This is a genomic window from Dysgonomonas mossii, assembly GCF_004569505.1.
Classification (GTDB): Bacteria; Bacteroidota; Bacteroidia; order Bacteroidales; family Dysgonomonadaceae; genus Dysgonomonas.
On record NZ_SPPK01000004.1, the window covers coordinates 367,209 to 386,263 of the forward strand.

A 19,055-nucleotide genomic window follows, 5' to 3' on the forward strand; every position below is an offset into this window, starting at 1 on the left:
AATTATTTATTGTTAAGCCCTGAATATATTAGTAAATGGTTTGAGGTCACAACTTCTTCTCCTTCAGATAATCCTGATTTTATATAAGATACCTGTCCGCTATGCCCTTTTAAAAAGACCTCTCTTATCTGAAAATTACCATCGGTATTTTTTATTATAAGAAAATAGTGGTCTTTATCGAATATTAATGCATCAGAAGGGATAGCTATATTTTTCTCTCCAACTTCATTTTTCAGATAAACAATAGTAGACATTCCGGGTTTCAACTTCAGGTCTTTATTCGATATAATAATTCTTGCCTTCAAGACTTTATCTTCAGGGTCAAAAACTTGTGACATCAAGTTGATCTTACCTTCGAATGTTTCATTAGGATAAGACAATGTTGTAAAATTTACATCCATTCCCTCCTTTACCAGCTGTAGGTTACCGGCATATACATTAACCACTACCCACACTGTGGATAGATCGGCAATCGTAAAAAGAGTGCCGTTATCGGAAGATAATGTACTTCCTGATGTTACGTTTTTGGATACAATATATCCGGACATAGGAGCTTTTATAGAAAAGATCCCATTTCCCTTGTCTGAGCCGAATAGCTGCATATCATTTTTTACTTTTGATAAGGAAGTCTGTGTTTGTTTGAGTTTAGTTTCTATTTCCAACAACTCTTTTTCCGAAAGCATCTTGTCTTTAAACATCTCCCTGGCAGATTTAAGTTCACGCTCTATGATACGTATTTCAGCCTGTAGAGAGCTTTGCTCACTTTGTAACTCAGATAAATCCTTACTATGAATATCTAACAGTGCTTGTCCTTTTTCAACTTTATCTCCGAGTGAAAAATAAACCCTGCCAGCTACTCCCTCAGTTAGAGGATAATAATTGATTACTTTATCTGAATCATATTCTACTTGTCCTGTAAGAGTCAACATTTCTATCCTCGTTTCGTATGCTGCCTTTACAGTCTTTACTGACGAATAGAAAGCCGGAACAATTTCTGCTTGTTTATCGGAATTAGCTTCTCCATTCCCTGTACAGGAAACAAGCGATAAAAAAAGAATCGTTAATGTAAATAATAGAATTTTCTTTGTTATCATAATGGTTACTTATTTATTTCAGTGCCAACTGCATATTGAAACTCTACAAATGAATTGTAGATGTTTTTTCGAGATAAAAGAACTATTTGTTTGTTGCTTTTATAAGATTCCATAAAATCGAGGTATTCGAGCATGCTGATATTTCTATTTAGGAAATTTTTTGTATATATACCAAGCATCTCATCCAACTCTGTTAACAAATCATTATTCTCTATTTCTTTATAAAATTTGTACGTGCGACTATAATTGGAGAAAGCCTCAGTTATTTCATGTTCAGCAATGTTTTGTAGCTGCAAAGCAATAAGTTTGTTTTGCTCAATATTTATTTTAGCAGCTTTAATATTCCCTTGATTCCTATTCAAAAAGGGTAAATCGAAACTAATCCCAAATCCTATAAAATCTTTCCATACGCCTCCATACCGATCATAAGAGGCACTTAGTGTTATATCCGGAATTCGTTGTGATTTTTCGTAGATCAATGATTTTTCATAAAACAAAGTTTGCTGTTGTTCACGTTTTATATCAGGACGTAACTCGTGCGCTTTTTCGAGTAAAGACACGAGTGAGACCTGATTGGGATCAATATAATTGAAGTTTGTGTTTTCTACTTTTATGATATAAAAAGGTGAGATATTAAGTAACGATTTCAGATTTTTTTGTTGTTCATTCAAAGCTGCTTCCGTCTCATTTATTTCATTTTTAAGTTCTATTAAGCCTGATTGAAGCCTAAGCAATTCATTTTTTGCGATATTGTTTAGTTCGGCTTGTCTTTTGTAGGCAGAAATAAGTAGCTCAAGAGACTCTTGTTGAACAGATAAAACATCTTTGTATGATTGAAGGTATTCTGTTTCGTAAATTAATTTCCGAAGCTCAGTTTTCAAACCTCTCAGTACATCTTCAAAATTTAAAACAGCAATTTCTCTTGAAACTTTTTGGCTGTTGATAAGCTTGTTTCGTTTATTGGCAGTTAAAATCAGTTGACTCAGTTCTATACTAAACTGTGTATTTCTGGGAAAGGTTTCAGCCCCAAGTTCTTCTCTTTGTTTGGCAGTGCTCCATAAATTCATCGAACCGATAGATAATTGTGGATTATCCCATAGTTTTGATTGTGCAATTTCTGCCTCGGCAAGAGTGATGTTCATCTTTTCGGCTAATAGCTGTAGGTTTTGTTTTAGGAACAAAGCCTCAATTTCCATAGGAGTATACTTGAGTACTTGAAACTCTTGTGCAAAGACCGGTAATCCGAAAAATGTCAATATAAGACAGGGCAGAGTTGATAGCAGTAACTTCCTCATCTTCAAAATCTAATTTTAGATGCAAAACTAGACTCTTGAAATTAGAAAGAGATTAAACCGAGATTAGAATAGGATTAGAAATTGATATCCCAGGTAATTGTAACAGTTGTCCCTTTATTTTCCATAGATGAGATACTAATATCAGCTCCTGAAAGTTTTAATATTTTATGTGCAAGAGATAAGCCTATTCCAGCCCCCTTATATGAATGTGTATTTTGTGCTCGGTAAAAGGTGTCGAATATTTTATCTTTTTCTTTTGCAGGTATGCCAATACCTTTATCCGAGACTAAAAGATGAAAGTGGAATTTGTTTTTGATGATTTCAACTTTAACCTCACCATTTGAATACTTACAAGCATTATCAATTATATTTTGTAGGGCAACAAATAACAAATGACTATTTGACCGAATATAGAATGAATTCTCATTTTTTACGAACGAAATTCGTCCTTTATATTTAGATTGCTCTAAATAATGAATAACGAATTGCAACTCTCCTACTACATCTAATTGCTCAACATCTGATTCTGATATTTCCAAATCGGTTTGAGCTAATTGAAAAAGGTTATTTACTAATATGTTTAAACGCTCGATCTCATTTTCAATCCGTTTGATAGAACCTTTGTATTCATCCGGAGTAAACTCTTTTAGTTGTATAACTTCACACTCGCCCATAATCGCTGTTAATGGGTTTTTTAGTTCGTGTGATGCATTCGCAATAAATGTCTTCTGGGAGTTGAAGCTTATTTCTAAGCGTTCAATCATCTGGTTGAAATAACTGATAACTTGAGCTAGTTCGTCATTTCCCTTTCTCTCTATCAGCCGAAGGTGTAGGTCTTTGGGTGTTATTTCTTGCATTCTGGAAACCATATCCTGTAGAGGCTTAGTTATCATTTTTGCATTCCACCAGAGTAGACCAAAAATAATAATACTGCTTACGAATAACACTATTAACAGGATATGCTTCAGCAGATTTTTCAGGTAATCTCCTTGAATATTCTTAGCTGTAACAATAATGATAAAATTTCCTTCATTGTCGGGGTAATATATACCAACTCCGCTTAGGTTATCAATCTCGAATTTTAATTGTTCTGTTCGGAACAATTCGTCTATTTGCCTTTCATTCAAGAAAGAATCAAGCTCTACAGTAGCATCATGTCTATTATTGGCTACAATTATCCTTTCGGAAGTCTCAGGTAATAATCTTTGATATGCGTCAAGTACTTTTTGATAGGCTTGTTGACTCAGTTCATCTTTTTCAAAATGCTTTTGAGCCGTAATAAGTGCTTTATCAAGTAAAAGCGTATAATAATTACTATCAATATTTTTTGAAGTAAGTAGATAGACAAAAATAAAAACAACCATCAAGATCACGACAGTGATAGATGTATATAAAAGGGCAAGTTTAGTTTTTATCTTCATTCTTCTTTTAATATATATCCTAATCCAATAACTGTATGAATTAGCTTATCCGTTCCTTCAGGCTGAATCTTATTTCGTATATAGTTAACATATACATCTACGATATTTGTATTCGTGTCGAAATTAATATCCCATACGTTTTCTAATAGAGTTTGACGCGAAAGCACTCTATTGGGATTTTTCATGAAATACTCGAGCAATAAATATTCTTTAGCTGTGAGATAAATTATATTACCATCACGAATAGCCTCCTTCGTATTTGTATCTAATTTTAAATTAGAAATTTGTAAAATTTTATCATCTTGTATTTCCGCACTGACTTTCGAACGCCTTAACAATGCATTAATCCGAGCTTCAAGTTCAACCAGCTTAAACGGCTTGATGATATAATCATCGGCTCCGGCATTAAGGCCTCTTACAATATCCTCGGTTGTAGATAATGCTGTAAGTAGGATTACAGGGGTGGTATAGCCAAATTTTTGCCGATAAGCCTTACAAAGCTCCAATCCTGACATAAAAGGCATTATTATATCCATAATGATTAAATCATAATCTGTGATTTGTAATTTTTCCCATGCATGTAATCCGTCATTACATATCTCTGTTTCAAATCCGCTTATATTTAAACCTCGCTCAATAAACGAACTGATATTCTGCTCGTCTTCTACAATCAGTATTTTCATCTTAAAAAGGGTAGCTTTTAAATACAAATATAAAGGATGTTTAAAAATTCTAGTATGTTTAACCTTAAGTTATTTGAAAATAAGAGATAGCAACATGAACATTTATTAAAAGAAGCCCATAAAATATTTATTTTATGGGCTTCTTTTAATAGCCAACTTTTCTTTTAGTTATTCTATATTAAATCTTTATGAATATTTTCTTCTTATATAATATGTTGCCAATTATCCAAAGAATAGAGATGAAACATAAGGCATAGATTAATGACCCGAAATAATCTCCACAAATAGATTTCAAAATTTGAGTATAAAAACAATCCTTAATACTCATTACTTCTTGACAATTCAAATGAATACTTTCAATGATAGTCGCCATAACGCCAGCTAGGACATATATAAACAAAGGATTCACCCCAAACGATTCGAAAAATACCGACCACTTTTTATACCCCTTCACATCGATGATCCATATAAGCAGCGATAAGAAGGTAGCACCCAATCCACATGTAGTCAGAACAAATGTCGGAGACCATATCTTCTTATTTATAGGACAGCCGTAACTCAACAGAAAGCCAGAGAAGGTAAGTATTGCACCTATAATAAACAGGTGAAGCATCCTTTGTTGGTTATCTTTTATTTCCATCAGTATTTTCCCACAATAAAAACCGATCAATACATGACACACAGCAGGGATTGTACTCAAAATACCTTCGGGATCGAGACCGAACTCTGTGTACATATGATTTAGTCCAAGAATACTCTGATCTGTCACTGCTAGGATATTGTATCCTTCCGTAGCAAAGCCATTTCCGAAAAGTAAAAGCAAGAAATAACCAATCAGCCCGACTACAATTATATACGGTATATACTTATGTTTTATAAAGATAGCGATCAGAGATGTTATTCCATACGTAAGTGCCAAGCGTTGCATCACACCTAGAATACGCAGATGTTCAAAATTGGTGACGGATCTGCCCAACCGTTCCCAAAATTCCAGATTATCGGCAGCTAAGCCATGATATGTACCGAATGAAACACCCAACCAAGAAAGTCCCAGACCGATAAGAAATATAACGAATGTACGTTTTAGTATTTTTCTTAGCGTGGGCACAGAAAACTCAAAGTTGAATTTCCGTAACGAGATAAAGGTAGAAATACCCATAATGAACATGAAAAACGGAAAGATAAGGTCTGTGGGAGTTAATCCATTCCACTCGGCATGTCTCAACGGAGCATATATATGCCCCCATGATCCGGGGTTGTTCACAAGTATCATTCCGGCGATGGTGATACCTCTCAAAACATCGAGAGATAAAAGGCGACTGCTAATTTTTACTTCCATTATATTTTTTAATAAGTATAAGAGCGATAATGTATTCCTTCTCTATCCATAATACGGTTGTGTAAACTCATGCGTTGCAAAAAATCCTGCCAGTTTCGTTTATTACTCCATATCAGCTCACTATAAGCTTGTAAAGCAGGGTATACATGTTCTTCTAGTTTTATCTCATTTGGAATTTCTTCTGTCCATACACAGGCCTGATAACCGATTACTTTAGATTCTGTCATGTTGGGATAATCCTTTGTTATATCAAATTCATATAATTCTTTCCATTGTTTAAATGAAGGTCTCGCACTTAGATAGAAATGGCTCCATGTCATAAAAATCATCGGATTTCCTTTCTCTACAATCATGTTCGCATTTTCATTCATCCAATCGCGCCAGAAAGTCACATATACCTCATTTTCGATATCATCGACAGCTGCATCGTCCCATACGATAGTCTTTTTCCCTTTTTCCTTTAGCGACTTTTGAATTTCATTTACAAAGAAAGTCTGCAAATCGGCTGATGATTTCATTTTGTGCTTTTTCATTTGTCTTTTACAATCAGCATTCAATTCCCAAGTATCTCTTTCTACTTCATCAGCTCCAATATGTACAAAAGGTGAAGGAAATAGTTCTGCTATTTCAGAATATATGTCTTTTGCAAAATCTATCACTTTAGGATCACACGGACATATAGGATACGAAAACTCTTTACCCCAGCCTGTATTTCCGGTGCAAGACAGCCACGGATATGCTCTGATCGCAGCAGACATGTGTCCCGGCATATCTATTTCTGGTATAATTTCTATGCCATACTTTTGTGCATGTGCGATGATTTCCCGCATATCAGCTTTAGTGTAAAATCCGCCATACTTAGAGTCATTTCGAATAAAACGTTTATCTATTTGCATATCCGGGTTATATTCCGATTGACGTATACAGATCGAGTCATATTTATCAAAAGATCTCCATGCACCGATTTCTGTTAATAGTGGATATTTATCTATTTCGATTCGCCATCCCTGATCATCGTTTAAGTGCAAATGCAGCTTGTTTATTTTATAAAATGATAAGCGTTCTATCGTTTTTAATAAATACTCTTTGGTAAAGAAATGTCGAGCCACATCCAAATGAAACCCTCGCCACTTATATCGAGGATAATCTTCTATTTCTGTAACAGGTAATTGTTTGATTTGACCTGCAGATGTGAGAGAAATAGATTCTATCATCTGATGCAAAGTTTGTATCGCCCAAAGGCTTCCGGCGGAACCGGATGCATGGATATCAATATGTACTGTGTCTATCTTAATATGATATGCTTCATCAGGTAGTTGTTTATCTACAAAGAAACGTATTAGGCTATTTTCATTCGAGTTATAAGAGACCTCTATGTTCAAAGATTCCAATAATGCTTTTTCAAGTATGCTTTTGGCATTCATATCTATATCGTTGCTTATCGTTATTACCGATGGCAAACGTAGAAATAGATTAGAGTATATCTCTTTTTGAGGCTTTGGTATCAATTGAGGGGTTTCACAATTTAATTTCTGAGAAAACCCGCCCTGTGTCTGTATAATAAAACACAGACACAAGAGGAATATTCTAAACTTCATCTTATTTGTATTTGTATAATGTGGTTACACTTTCTCGTCCACAATAAAAAGCTTTCGCCCTTATTTCTTTTGCATTACAAGTTATAGGTTCAGTCCAAAGAGTAGAATTAACTGTAGGTTCCGATCCATCTATTGTATACCTGATTTCAGCATTAGGAATAGATGTATTTACATGTAATTTGCCATCGATCATCTCTATGCCGGGATGAGCAATACGAAATTTAATATCCAGAAGATTAAGGCGAGGCAACTCGTACTCAGTTATCTTTCTGTTATATAGGCGCAATGCATCTGTATATTTATCGCTTAACAGCTCTTTCTCCCATTCAGGATGAGTATTCCAAGCTCTCTCTATAAGACCAAACATCTTAGGAAACAAATAGTATTCAACCATATCAAAATTGCGTATGGTTTCTGCCCATAATTGTCCTTGCATGCCTTTTATTTCGTTATAGGCATTTGGCGATAAAGCTATTTTTTTGTTAGATACCTTTGTTATATCTATCCGATTACCACTCATATCTGATCGTACAGACTTATATATATCATATGGTACAACATTAAACGAATTATACTCATTTACAAAACCGCCCCAATAAGCTCCGGGTTCATTTTCGTGTTTGTTATATGATAAGTCAAAATACAAATTGGAAACATTGCATAAAATAATAGGATAACCTGCATTAGCCAATCTATAAGGAATCTCATCTCCATTCCACTCTGGAACTGTATTCCAGCAATAACTTAAAACATTATCTCCGGAAAACTTCTTATTTACCGTTTCATCAGGTAATAAACCAACTTCCTGCCATGCGCCTAGTTGTATATTCTTTTCTTTAAAGAAAGGGATGATCTGTTCAATAAAATAGTCCTTCAACTCTCTCGTTTCCTTGAAGCCTTTCTCCTTCATAAATGCCATTGCAATATCCGAACCTTCCCAAGCTCCATGGGGAACTTCATCACCCCCCAGATGTAAAACAGATAATTCCATTCCGGCATCTTTATACATCAAATCTACTTCGTTTACAACCTTTTTCACAAAGCTATATACTGATGGTAGAGCTACATTGATAACATTATCAGTATAACTTTGCGCCGAGATATAACGTGATGTATCTGCAAAATCAGTAAGTAAATATTCTTCTGCCTTCTTCTTATCAGATTTTATATATTTATAATAGCGAGCACTCATAGCCTTAATCGCTGCTCGTGCATGCCCGGGTAGATCTATTTCGGGGATAACTCTAATATGATGCTTCTGTGCATATTTAAGGATTTCTATAAAGTCGCTTCTAGTAAAATAACCATTTCCTATCGAATTTTCATCATTAGCATTCCATCCACTTCCATAGGCAGGATATAGACATTCCTTCTCGTCAAGAGTATGACCTCTGCGAGCTCCAACTGTTGTCAGTTCCTCTAAACCGGGAATTTCTATCCGCCAACCTTCATCATCTGTCAAATGTAAATGTAAAACGCTCATTTTATACATTGATAAAATATCTATAAGCTTCAATATATTTTCTTTAGAAGAAAAGTTACGAGCAACGTCTAACATTTGACCTCGGTACTCGAGATCGGGATAATCAGATATACTTACATTCGGTAAGCTATATGGTAAATCTTTACTATGTATAAATGCTAAAAGTGTTTGAACCCCGTTAAAAATTGCATGAGGTGTATTTCCAGTAATTTCAATGGAGCCATTATTCAGTTCCATTTGATAGTATTCTTTATTTTTGCCTACATACGATTCTTTTCTCAGATTTATAGTTACAGCAGCCTTATCTACAATATTACAGCCATATAGTTTTTCAAGCTTTTCTTTCAATAGATTTGCTTCATTCGCAAACGCTGGATCATATTTCAGGCTAACATCTTTTGTAAAGGAAAATTCTCCGCCATTCTCCTTCAGATGTTTCAGCGATGGGAAGATATCCGTTTTCTTTAAAGGTACTTGCTCTGAAAAAATTAAATTACTTTCATAAACCATTTTTCCATCAGGATATGGCAACTCACTCTCTCCTACTCTTGACCATTGATAATCATGAAGAAAAGGTTTGGAATTGATCGCAACACTATACGGTACAGACTCTTTTCCTTTTTCATCGAGCATAACAATGTATGCGCCTTCCGGTACTCCTGCATTTTTCAGAATACTTCCTGCACAACGAAATGTTATCTTTAAAGTATCACCCGAAGCTAAAGGACGATATGAGGTTGATGGAGCGATCTTGTAATAAGTAGAACTGATTTGCTGCACAATGACAGGTGATGTCGGGTCTGGCTTTACAGCTGCCGGCATTTGATTATAGTAGATAATCCAATTTCCCCGTAAGGAATCATTGCTATGATTAATAAGATAAAATGTATTTTCATAATATCCGGGCTCTATTCCATTTCTACCCATTTCCCACATTAATGAGACAGGGGATTTGTTTAGATTCTTCTGATTTATACATGCCGACATTATAAACATAGAAGTAATCAGATAAATGATGTATTTCATGTCTTAAAAACTTTCTTTATTTTTGAATATAGACACACGGTCCTAATTCATTTTTCGGAGTGTTTATATTTTTATTATAGTCTGTCATCGGAAAAATTTCTCCCGATACAACATTTGCAATATATAGATCATATCCTCCAAGGCTTCCGGTACGTGTGCTACAGATAATAACCCAATCATTGTTTACCGGATAAGCATCAGAATAATCTCCGTCTGTATTATTAAAAGGGAGGCGTTTACTTTTCAATCCGCTCCAAAATCCACGATATACTTGATCTACACGGTTTGTTTCGGAATATCCCACAGAATAATAGAATGATGTTTCATCCGCATTTATAGGATAATAATCCTGAACTTTAGGTGCATCATAAAGTGTTTTTATAGATTTACTTTTAATATCGATTACAGCAATAGAAGATGTTGCTCCATCGCCTTTCGAACAAATAAGCTTTGTCCCATCGGCATTATAGTAAGGCATCGAATAATCTACAGGACTAAGTTTTGTTACTTTCCCTGTTTCCAAATTGAGTTCGGCAACCCTAAAATCTTGTTTGAAAGCTATACGTTTCCCATCAGGGGAAAATTTAGGATCTTCATCTCTTGTTCCGTCATATGTTGTAAGATTTACAGGCTGTGTTGTTCCCGAAAGATCGTATAAAAAGATATCCCATGTATTTGTATCTTCTCCTATTCCCATAAAAGTGATCTGTTTACCATCGGGAGAAAAATGCGCATTCATAGCGTTGCGTATTTTCCAGTTTTCACTTATACATTTCAATTCATTTGTACCAAAATCATAAATGTACATTTTAGAATCTTCAGTGTCATAGGTTGTATAATTGTGATATACTAGTTTGCCTTTTAAGGTTGGGGCCTCGGTTATAACAGGAGGTGTCTCTGTTTTGTTATTATCATCGTTATCATTGCAGCTAAATAGAGAGAGCCCTAAACTGCATATTATCAGAGATTTTAACCAATATGTATTCATTGTATTATATTTTTATTTTAGTGGCTCTGATGACAGAATTTCATTTGCATCATGATCAGAGCCACTGTTATTATTATCAAGGAAGTCTTTTAAAATCAACTTTAGATTTGTTCAAACCGTCAGAAACATCTAGTGTAATACGGTAATAACCAGGAATAAAACCTTCTCCTCCGACCAAATCTGCCATGCTTCCGCCTGCTGCACTCACTCCGGATGAATCTCCGGTAAATAAGTCATTCGAAAAAACAGCGAATTGGGCATCCCATGTACGATTACTAAATATTTGGATATCAAACCCTCCCCAATCATGCTGATCTGACAGATAAACAGTTGCCTGGTACTTATTTGGTTCTAAAAGGCGCATGTAAGCTAACTGTTTCACATCATTGAGATCCCATCCTATAGAATTAAATGCACTATTCCAAGTAGGAGATGAAGTAAATCCATGTCCAATGATCCAATATGTAACCGGAGCCACATCTGTCATCCTGTTAACCCATATATAATTATACTCCAATGAATAATACACATCCCACTTGCCGGATTCACCTATAAATTTGTATGTTTTTGTTTCAGCATTATATTCGAAAAAGTCTCTATTGTAAGCTTGTTCTATATTATCAATACCTGATATAGAAAATTCTTGTCCTTTGGTAAAGTCTACACTTGCATATAAGTAATTTCCGGAGGCCATCATCTGTACATTATTTACCTTGATGACCAGTCTCAAGCCTTCTATATCAAAATTGAAAGAAAACGCATCGAATATAATTTTTTTAACAAGCCAGTTACTATATGAAAATTTAATATCGCTACCAAATCTATCTCCAATAGATGCTACATTATCATCAATACCTGCATTCCATACATAGTTGGCTTGTGCAAGGTCTTCAGATGTTGCTATTTTAGTACTGAAAGTACTTGGATATCCTCCTTCTTCCGATTCATAGATGTATGGAGTATTTTCTTTTGCATGCAACTCTATTACAGATTTATCACTTAATATAAGATAGAGAGTCTCTGGTAACTCGGGCCGGATAGCTTTAAGTGTTTTTTGCTCTTTAGTTTCACCTCCATCCACATTTATCAAAGTGAAATTGACTTTCAGCTCATCTCCTGTAGCAATATTGGAAGTAAATGGCACAAACAAAGAAATATTATCTAGCGATACAGAATTACCTTTTGTTCGTATAGACTTACTACTGATAACAACATCGTTGGCCACTAATTCCACCTCGAGAGTAGAAAGAGGACGAACTGCATCGCTCACTTTCGCATCAAAATAAATAGAATCGCCTAAATTAATATTTTCGTTACCCTTTATTGCCAGCGACTCGATAACTGGGACTACGATTGTAGAACTATCATCATTGTCACTACATGATACGAAAATGGCAGATATAAAAATCAATAAAAATAATATTTTAAATGTCTTCATAATATTTATTTTTTAATAACCCGGATTTTGTGTTAGGTTGGGATTTGAATCTTTCTCTGTCTGAGGCACAGGCCATAGCTTATGAAATTCTTCTAGGTTTGGGAAAAGTAATTTTCCATTTTTGTCTTTATGTTGACGCATAACTTCCACCATTCTGTCATTGCGTAACAGATCATACCAGCGTTGTCCTTCCAAAGCAAGCTCAAATTGACGTTCTTGTTCAACGGATAAACGAGCATCTCCTTGAGATAAAGTTGTTGATAATTTCTTTAATCCGGCACGATCGCGAATCGTATTTACAATATTCATAGCTTCGCTAATCTTATTTAATTCAACTAATGCTTCAGCTTTAAGGAGAAGTATGTCTGCTAATCGCATTAATATAATCTCTGAATCTTTTTGGCGGATTTTATTTGCAATAGGATAATTGCTTGACGGGAAGTAGGTATCATATGGTACTTCTTTATAAACAATTGTTGATCCAAAGCGTTTGTCATCAGGGTTGAATTTAGAGATCAGATCATGTGTCGGTGTACAGTAGCGGCGCCATGTAATAGAACCATCTTCTTCACTGTACAATACCCAATATGCCCAGTTGGGTGAGGTAGCATCATAATATACTTCAAAGATGCTTTCTGTTGTATATTTATTTGCCGGATTCCATAAATCATCATAGTTTGTCACTAATTTATAACCATCTGCAATCACTTTATCACATAGTTCTACAACTTTAGAATAGTTACGTCCAGACTTTTCTCCTCGAGTAGCGTATACTTTTGCCAACAAACCATTTGCCGCTCCTTTGGTCGCTTTAAATGCACCTTGAGACATGCTACCCAAATCTGGAATAGCTTCTTCCAAATCTTTAATTATCTGTGTATAGATATCGTCTGAAAGAGTACGTGCAGGATATAGTTTAGGGTATAGTTCTTCTAAATTCTCGGCCGTAATAGCAGGTATCAATTCTATCATCAGAGGGGCATCGCCCCATATTCTTACAATATCGAAATATGCATAAGCCCTTATAAACTTAGCTTCGGCAATAATTCGTTTGCGAGTAGCATCATCAATATTTGTTTTCATCAAACGTGTATTTTCTATTACACTTGTTGCTGCTCCTCCCATTTCATAATATTGAGCCCACATCAGTTTGGTTTTCGAGTTCATAGATGTTACCCTGATACCGTCCACTTCTTCACCCGGAACTCCATCACCTCCGGCATAGCAATTGTCTGACTGGATATCCCCATAACTGAAATTCTCAAATTGAAAAATATCTTGTTTAAATTTATTATAAGCACCGTTTAGTTCGGCTTCAGCATCCGTTACTGATGTATATTTAGATTCCAGATTAGAAGAACTCTGCGGATCTCCTGTAAAATCAGATAAAGGTTCATTGTCTAGAAAATCGCCACAGGAATAGGTGATAAATAGACATGATATAAAGGCTAATAATTTTATATTTGTTTTCATTGCTTTATATTTTTAGAATTCTACATTAAGACCAAATATTACGGATTTATTTTGAGGATATGTTCCATAATCGACACCTAATTCGACTGCACTTGCATCATAAGCATTTACTTCAGGATCGTATCCGCTATATTTTGTCCATGTCCATAGATTTTGAGCTGTTATATATGGTTGAAGTTTTCTGATTCCTGCTTTTTTCAGAAAGTTGAACTTCGGGCTAAAATCATAAGATAGTGTTATATTCTTCAGTCGCAGATATGAGCCATCTTCAACAAAGCGGGAAGAGTTATAGATATTCTCTATATTTCCAGGACGAGGTACTTCTGTTACCATACCGGGACGTTTCCATCTCTTTAAGACATCAGTAGATTGATTACGAAAGTCCATCATACCTGTCATATCAATCTTTGATGCGTTGAAAATATCATTTCCGTATGATCCTTGAAAGAATACAGATAAGTTAAAGTTTGCATACGAGAAAGTGTTTGTCAGACCAAAAACAAATAAGGGCTGTGCATCTCCTATTTTAGTTCGGTCTTCAGGATCTATTATTCCGTTCTCATTTCTATCTTCGTAGATGATATTACCGGTTTCCGGATCTACTCCTTTTGATACATATCCGTAAAATGTTCCCAATGAATTTCCTTCCTTTAATATAATAGCAGGTTGTTCGGTAGTATAAGTAGTGGCATAATAGTACACTTTGTTTAAACCAAGCTTGGTTACTTCATTCTTGTTGAATGAAATATTAAAATCAGTATTCCATTTAAAGTTCTTCGCATCTATGCTTCGCGCAGATACAGCTATTTCAAGACCTTTATTTTTCATTTCAGCATCATTGCGAGCAATTCCTCCGGGTATATTGGCATAACTAGGTAGATAAACAGTTAACAACATGTCTTTTGTATATTTATAGTATGCATCAAAGGTGAAGATGAGTCTCGAATTAAACATGCTGAGATCAATACCTACGTTCGTTTGAGTCGTTTTTTCCCATGTCAATTCTCTGTTGCCAGGAGTTTTCAAATAAAGAGACAAACCAGGTAATGAATTATCAGTAGTCGGAGGTATTCTTCCTGCTGCATATTGTGCTCGCCATGAATAATTGCCAATTCCTTCCTGATTACCATTAAGCCCCCACCCTGCTCTGAGCTTCAAGTCTGAAATGACATCTGCTGTACCGGCCATAAATGACTCACTAGAAATACGCCATCCGGCAGAAAATGAAGGGAAAACACCCCATCTCTTTCCGGGTGCAAACTTAGAGGAGCCATCGGCTCGCATATTAGCACTTATCAGATATTTGCTTTCGTAATCGTATGCCACACGTCCAAGAAACGAGGCAAGAGTCCACTCCGATGCATAGCTCCATGTAGCATCTTTGTCAATGATGTTAGCAGCAGAGAAAGAGCGAATATTAGGATAAGAACTAAGTAAATCGTATCCGGCAAGATTTCCTTCTTCCGATTTAGCTTTTTGTAGTGTGGCTCCTCCAAGAATTGATAAATTGTGCTTGTTCTTAAATTTGTTTTGGTATGTTACAAGGTTTTCCCATAGCCATTCAAAATCCTTAGAACTTTCTTCCTCTACACGACCTTTAGTAGATCGTCCGTCAGAGTTGGATGTAGGGTCTAGAAAATATAAGCCTCTAGAGTTCGTTTCGTCTATTCCAAAACTTGTTTTGTAATGCAAGTTTTTTGCAAGAGTAAAGTCGAGGTTGAGAGACCCAATCAGACGGCTTCTGTCGTAAGTCTGATCTGCAGCATTAGCAGCAAATGGACTTAATATACGTGCTCCATATGCAAATTCATCATATTGTCCAGGATTATCAGAATCCCACTTTTGAATATAAGGAGGAGTATTTATTACCGAAAGGATTGATCCGGCTCTCATTGCACTTCTGTTTTCATAGACCTTGCTTCCTTTTGTTTTTGTATAGGCAAGGTTTAGTCCCATTTTAAGCCAGTCTGTTTGCTGATTATCAATGTTCGTTCTGAAATTATAACGTTTAAAATTTGACTTTTTAACAATACCTTGTTCATCCAAATAACCCGCAGATGCAAAATACTGAAGTTTATCAGTTCCACTGGTTAATGACAATTGATAATTTTGATTACTACCAGTTCCGTAAAATGCATCAGTCCAATTTGTATAACGAGTTTCTTCATCAGGGATAGAGACAGGTGTATCTGTGTACTTGTTTAGATCTTTGATATAATCTTTATACTGTTCAGTGTTCAATGCATTTATTTTATTTCCCAGCTTCGAAAATCCAACATACGAACTAAAGCTCACAGAACGTACGCCAGCCTTCCCTCTTTTAGTAGTAATAAGCACAACACCATTAGCAGCTCTTGCTCCATAGATAGCAGCAGATGAAGCATCTTTAAGTATTTGCATACTTTCTATATCATTCGCACTAAGATTCGAAATAGTCGTCATTGGAGTGCCATCCACTACATATAGCGGCTCATTGCCTGCTTGTATCGATGTTGCACCTCTGACTCTGATAGATAGTTCAGACCCCGGCTGACCTGAGGGTTGAACAACCTGTACTCCGGCAGCTCTTCCTTGTATAGCCTGAGCTGCTGAAATAATTGGACGCTCTGAAATATCTTCCGTAGATACTACAGCAACAGCAGTCGTCAAGTCCTTCTTTTTTACCGTATTATAACCTATAACAACTACTTCTTCCAACTCCTTATTATTCTCTTGTAGTTTGACTTGTATATGCGAGTTTTTACCAACAGTAATACGTTGTGATGCATATCCCACATAAGAGATCAATAATACAGATTTTTCGTCTTTTACCGAGATAGAGAAACTACCATCCAAATCAGTGATTGTTCCATTATTTGTTCCTTCTAGCACTACACTTACTCCAATCAAAGGCTCTCCTTGATTGTCAATAACTGTTCCCTGTACTGTTTTTCCCTGTGCCACAATGCTATGCTGAGTAAGGTCAGAGTCCTTTTTTTGTTTCGAAACAATGATTATATGTTTCTGCTTAATTGTATAGCTACAATTCTCATTTTTCAGAACCTGTTTAAGAGCGTCTTCCAAAGATAAATTACGGATTGATATCGAGAGTTTTTTTTCCACATCAAGATCCGTTTCATCAAATCCGACCGAATAGCCACTTTGTTTTTCTATTTCATACAATGCAGCCCTGATTGTGATATTATTATTCACAATATTAATGTTGGACTGCGCCCAAACATGGCTCAAACAAGACAATAGAAGTACTGTAAGCCATGTATAAACATGCTTTCTTTTCAACATTAGAGTATAAATTTTAAAGGTTAATTAATTGCTTTTCAATATATATATATAGTATTGCTTTTTATCTTATAATTGAAGTCCCGGATAATTTCTTTTAGTATGTCAAGTGTTTCCGGCAGGGTTTCTTCTGGAGAGAAACGTACCGTAAATGTCCTTCCTTCATATTTACCCGCATCAAAGTGTATAACTACATCATAGCGTTTTTCTATAGCATGCAGAATATCCCCAAAGGAGGCTTCCTGAAATATTAAATATCCATCTTTCCACATTGCTACTCTCTTTGCATCCACAATTTGTTTCGATAAATATTGAGTTTTATTATCATATATAATTTGCTCATTCGGTTTCAATATCATAGATTGTACAGGGCCCGTTTTTGTTTCTACTTTTATCTTACCCTCTTCTAATGTTGCTGTTATTTTTGGTAAGTCTAAATAAGCCCTAACATTAAATATTGTGCCCAATGCTTCAATATCCAAATTGTTTGTACTTACGATAAAACGTTTAGCCGGATTTTTAGTTACGGAGAAATTAGCTTCACCATTGAGATAAATAGTGCGTGTATCTCCTACAAATTTTTCGGGATATATTATTATTGATCCTGAATTCACCCATACCTCGCTGCTATCTGGTAAAACAATTAATTTTTTTTCGCCATAAGGAACAAAGCATTCTACCATATTCACATTTTTAACCGAATATTTCTGTGTCAGGAAATATGTAAGATATGAACATAGTATAGGAATCATAATCATGGCGGCAATACGAACAATGTAAGAGTAATTGATTCGCTTAATTCTGTGTCCTGCATTCATTTTTTGATGCAACAGATCTAAATCTCTTATTGTAGATTCATCAGCCTCTGCATTTATATTATTCCATATATTTTCAAGAGATGCATTTTTATCTTCAACATTGTCTGAATTTATCAGCCATTGTCTGAATTTATACTGGATATTCTTGGGAAGAATATTCTCTGTATATCTTCTTATAAGTAGATCGATGTGCTTTTTATGCATTTCTTTGGCTTTTATTACTTAGACTGTAATAAGGAAATAAACACGTAGTCGGTAATTCTATTTTTTTTAGTAAAAAAATAAAACTATGTTCATGAGTAGTTTTCTAATATCTTTTAATGCACTGGAAATGTGGGTCTCTACCGTTCTTTTGCTAATTTCTAACTTTATAGAAATTTCCTCGTTTGTGAACCCTTCTTTACGGCTCATTTTATATATTTTCTTTCGTTGCTCAGGCATTGATTCAACTAATGTATCAATAAGCATTTCCAAATCACGAGCCTCAATTGACTCTTCCAATGAATCGAAGTCTTTTATTTTATATCCCCCATCGTAATCATCAAAGAGTGTATTCTCCTTAAAAAAATCGAAGACCGCATTTTTGGACATTTGGAATAAATATGTTCTGAAATATTGAATTTCGGGGAGTTTCTCTCTATTATTCCATATTTTAAGAAATATATCTTGAGATAAATCTCGAGCATCTTCTTCATTCTTGACTAAGCTCATTATAAAATTTTTCACTCGAGGATAATGAAGAATAAAAAGAGAATCGAAAGCTTTTGTATTTCCTTTCGAAATATTTAAAAGATACTCTTTTTCTATGTCCATACGATCTAGAATAGATGAAAAACGAAATCTGGGATATATAGAAATGACAATAACTATCTATCGGCACAAAGCTAGTAAGTTTTATGTTTACAACATAACAACTAAAATTAATTAACAACTTATATTTGCTCTTAAGGCTAGTCTTTTTCTCGTTTTTCAATTCAGAAAAAGTAATGGCTTAAATATATTTCCCATATATAAAAATAGACTCTTTTTAAGACAAGGATATATCACAAGACTCTTTCATACCGTCCTATAATTCTTCTTTTCCGCACATAAAAAGTTGTTAACTTTTATTCTTTAAATA

General features: G+C 35.0%; 13 protein-coding genes. All 13 read right to left on the reverse strand.

All coding sequences use genetic code 11. From position 1 onward, the window contains the following. Positions 1-2 precede the first annotated feature (2 nt). Positions 3-1,094 carry an efflux RND transporter periplasmic adaptor subunit gene (locus tag E4T88_RS13625; protein ID WP_135106330.1) on the reverse strand — a complete coding sequence of 364 codons (1,092 nt, stop codon included), beginning with the start codon at positions 1,092-1,094 and terminating at the stop codon, positions 3-5. A 5-nt stretch (positions 1,095-1,099) separates the two neighbouring features. Next, the gene (locus tag E4T88_RS13630) at positions 1,100-2,389 is read right to left on the reverse strand and encodes a TolC family protein (protein WP_135106332.1); all 1,290 of its coding nucleotides are present in this window, start codon (positions 2,387-2,389) and stop codon (positions 1,100-1,102) included. 74 nt (positions 2,390-2,463) lie between these two features. Continuing rightward, positions 2,464-3,810 carry a sensor histidine kinase gene (locus E4T88_RS13635; protein WP_135106334.1) on the reverse strand — a complete coding sequence of 449 codons (1,347 nt, stop codon included), beginning with the start codon at positions 3,808-3,810 and terminating at the stop codon, positions 2,464-2,466. Next, the gene (locus E4T88_RS13640; protein WP_135106336.1) at positions 3,807-4,493 is read right to left on the reverse strand and encodes a response regulator transcription factor; all 687 of its coding nucleotides are present in this window, start codon (positions 4,491-4,493) and stop codon (positions 3,807-3,809) included. The genes E4T88_RS13635 and E4T88_RS13640 overlap by 4 nt, the downstream gene beginning before the upstream one ends. A gap of 178 nt (positions 4,494-4,671) precedes the next feature. Beyond that, on the reverse strand, positions 4,672-5,832 hold the full coding sequence (locus E4T88_RS13645; RefSeq protein ID WP_135106338.1) for an acyltransferase family protein: 1,161 nt from the start codon (positions 5,830-5,832) through the stop codon (positions 4,672-4,674). Positions 5,833-5,840: 8 nt separating this feature from the next. After that, complete coding sequence (locus tag E4T88_RS13650) at positions 5,841-7,430, reverse strand: beta-N-acetylhexosaminidase (RefSeq protein WP_135106340.1); 1,590 nt, start codon at positions 7,428-7,430, stop codon at positions 5,841-5,843. A gap of 1 nt (position 7,431) precedes the next feature. After that, on the reverse strand, positions 7,432-9,939 hold the full coding sequence (locus E4T88_RS13655) for a family 20 glycosylhydrolase (protein WP_135106342.1): 2,508 nt from the start codon (positions 9,937-9,939) through the stop codon (positions 7,432-7,434). 16 nt (positions 9,940-9,955) lie between these two features. After that, a complete protein-coding gene (locus E4T88_RS13660; protein ID WP_135106344.1) occupies positions 9,956-10,927 on the reverse strand; it encodes a TolB family protein in 972 nt (323 codons plus the stop codon). 76 nt (positions 10,928-11,003) lie between these two features. Further along, the gene (locus E4T88_RS13665; RefSeq protein ID WP_135106346.1) at positions 11,004-12,365 is read right to left on the reverse strand and encodes a DUF5016 domain-containing protein; all 1,362 of its coding nucleotides are present in this window, start codon (positions 12,363-12,365) and stop codon (positions 11,004-11,006) included. 12 nt (positions 12,366-12,377) lie between these two features. Next, positions 12,378-13,838 (reverse strand): RagB/SusD family nutrient uptake outer membrane protein, encoded by a 1,461-nt coding sequence (locus E4T88_RS13670; RefSeq protein WP_135106348.1) that lies wholly within the window; start codon positions 13,836-13,838, stop codon positions 12,378-12,380. A 12-nt stretch (positions 13,839-13,850) separates the two neighbouring features. Further along, positions 13,851-17,120, reverse strand: a complete 3,270-nt coding sequence (locus E4T88_RS13675) for a TonB-dependent receptor (protein WP_135106349.1) — start codon at positions 17,118-17,120, stop codon at positions 13,851-13,853. Between the two features lie 35 nt (positions 17,121-17,155). After that, the gene (locus E4T88_RS13680; protein ID WP_135106351.1) at positions 17,156-18,139 is read right to left on the reverse strand and encodes a FecR family protein; all 984 of its coding nucleotides are present in this window, start codon (positions 18,137-18,139) and stop codon (positions 17,156-17,158) included. A 66-nt stretch (positions 18,140-18,205) separates the two neighbouring features. Next, the gene (locus E4T88_RS13685) at positions 18,206-18,748 is read right to left on the reverse strand and encodes an RNA polymerase sigma-70 factor (RefSeq protein WP_135106353.1); all 543 of its coding nucleotides are present in this window, start codon (positions 18,746-18,748) and stop codon (positions 18,206-18,208) included. Between the last annotated feature and the right edge of the window lie 307 nt (positions 18,749-19,055).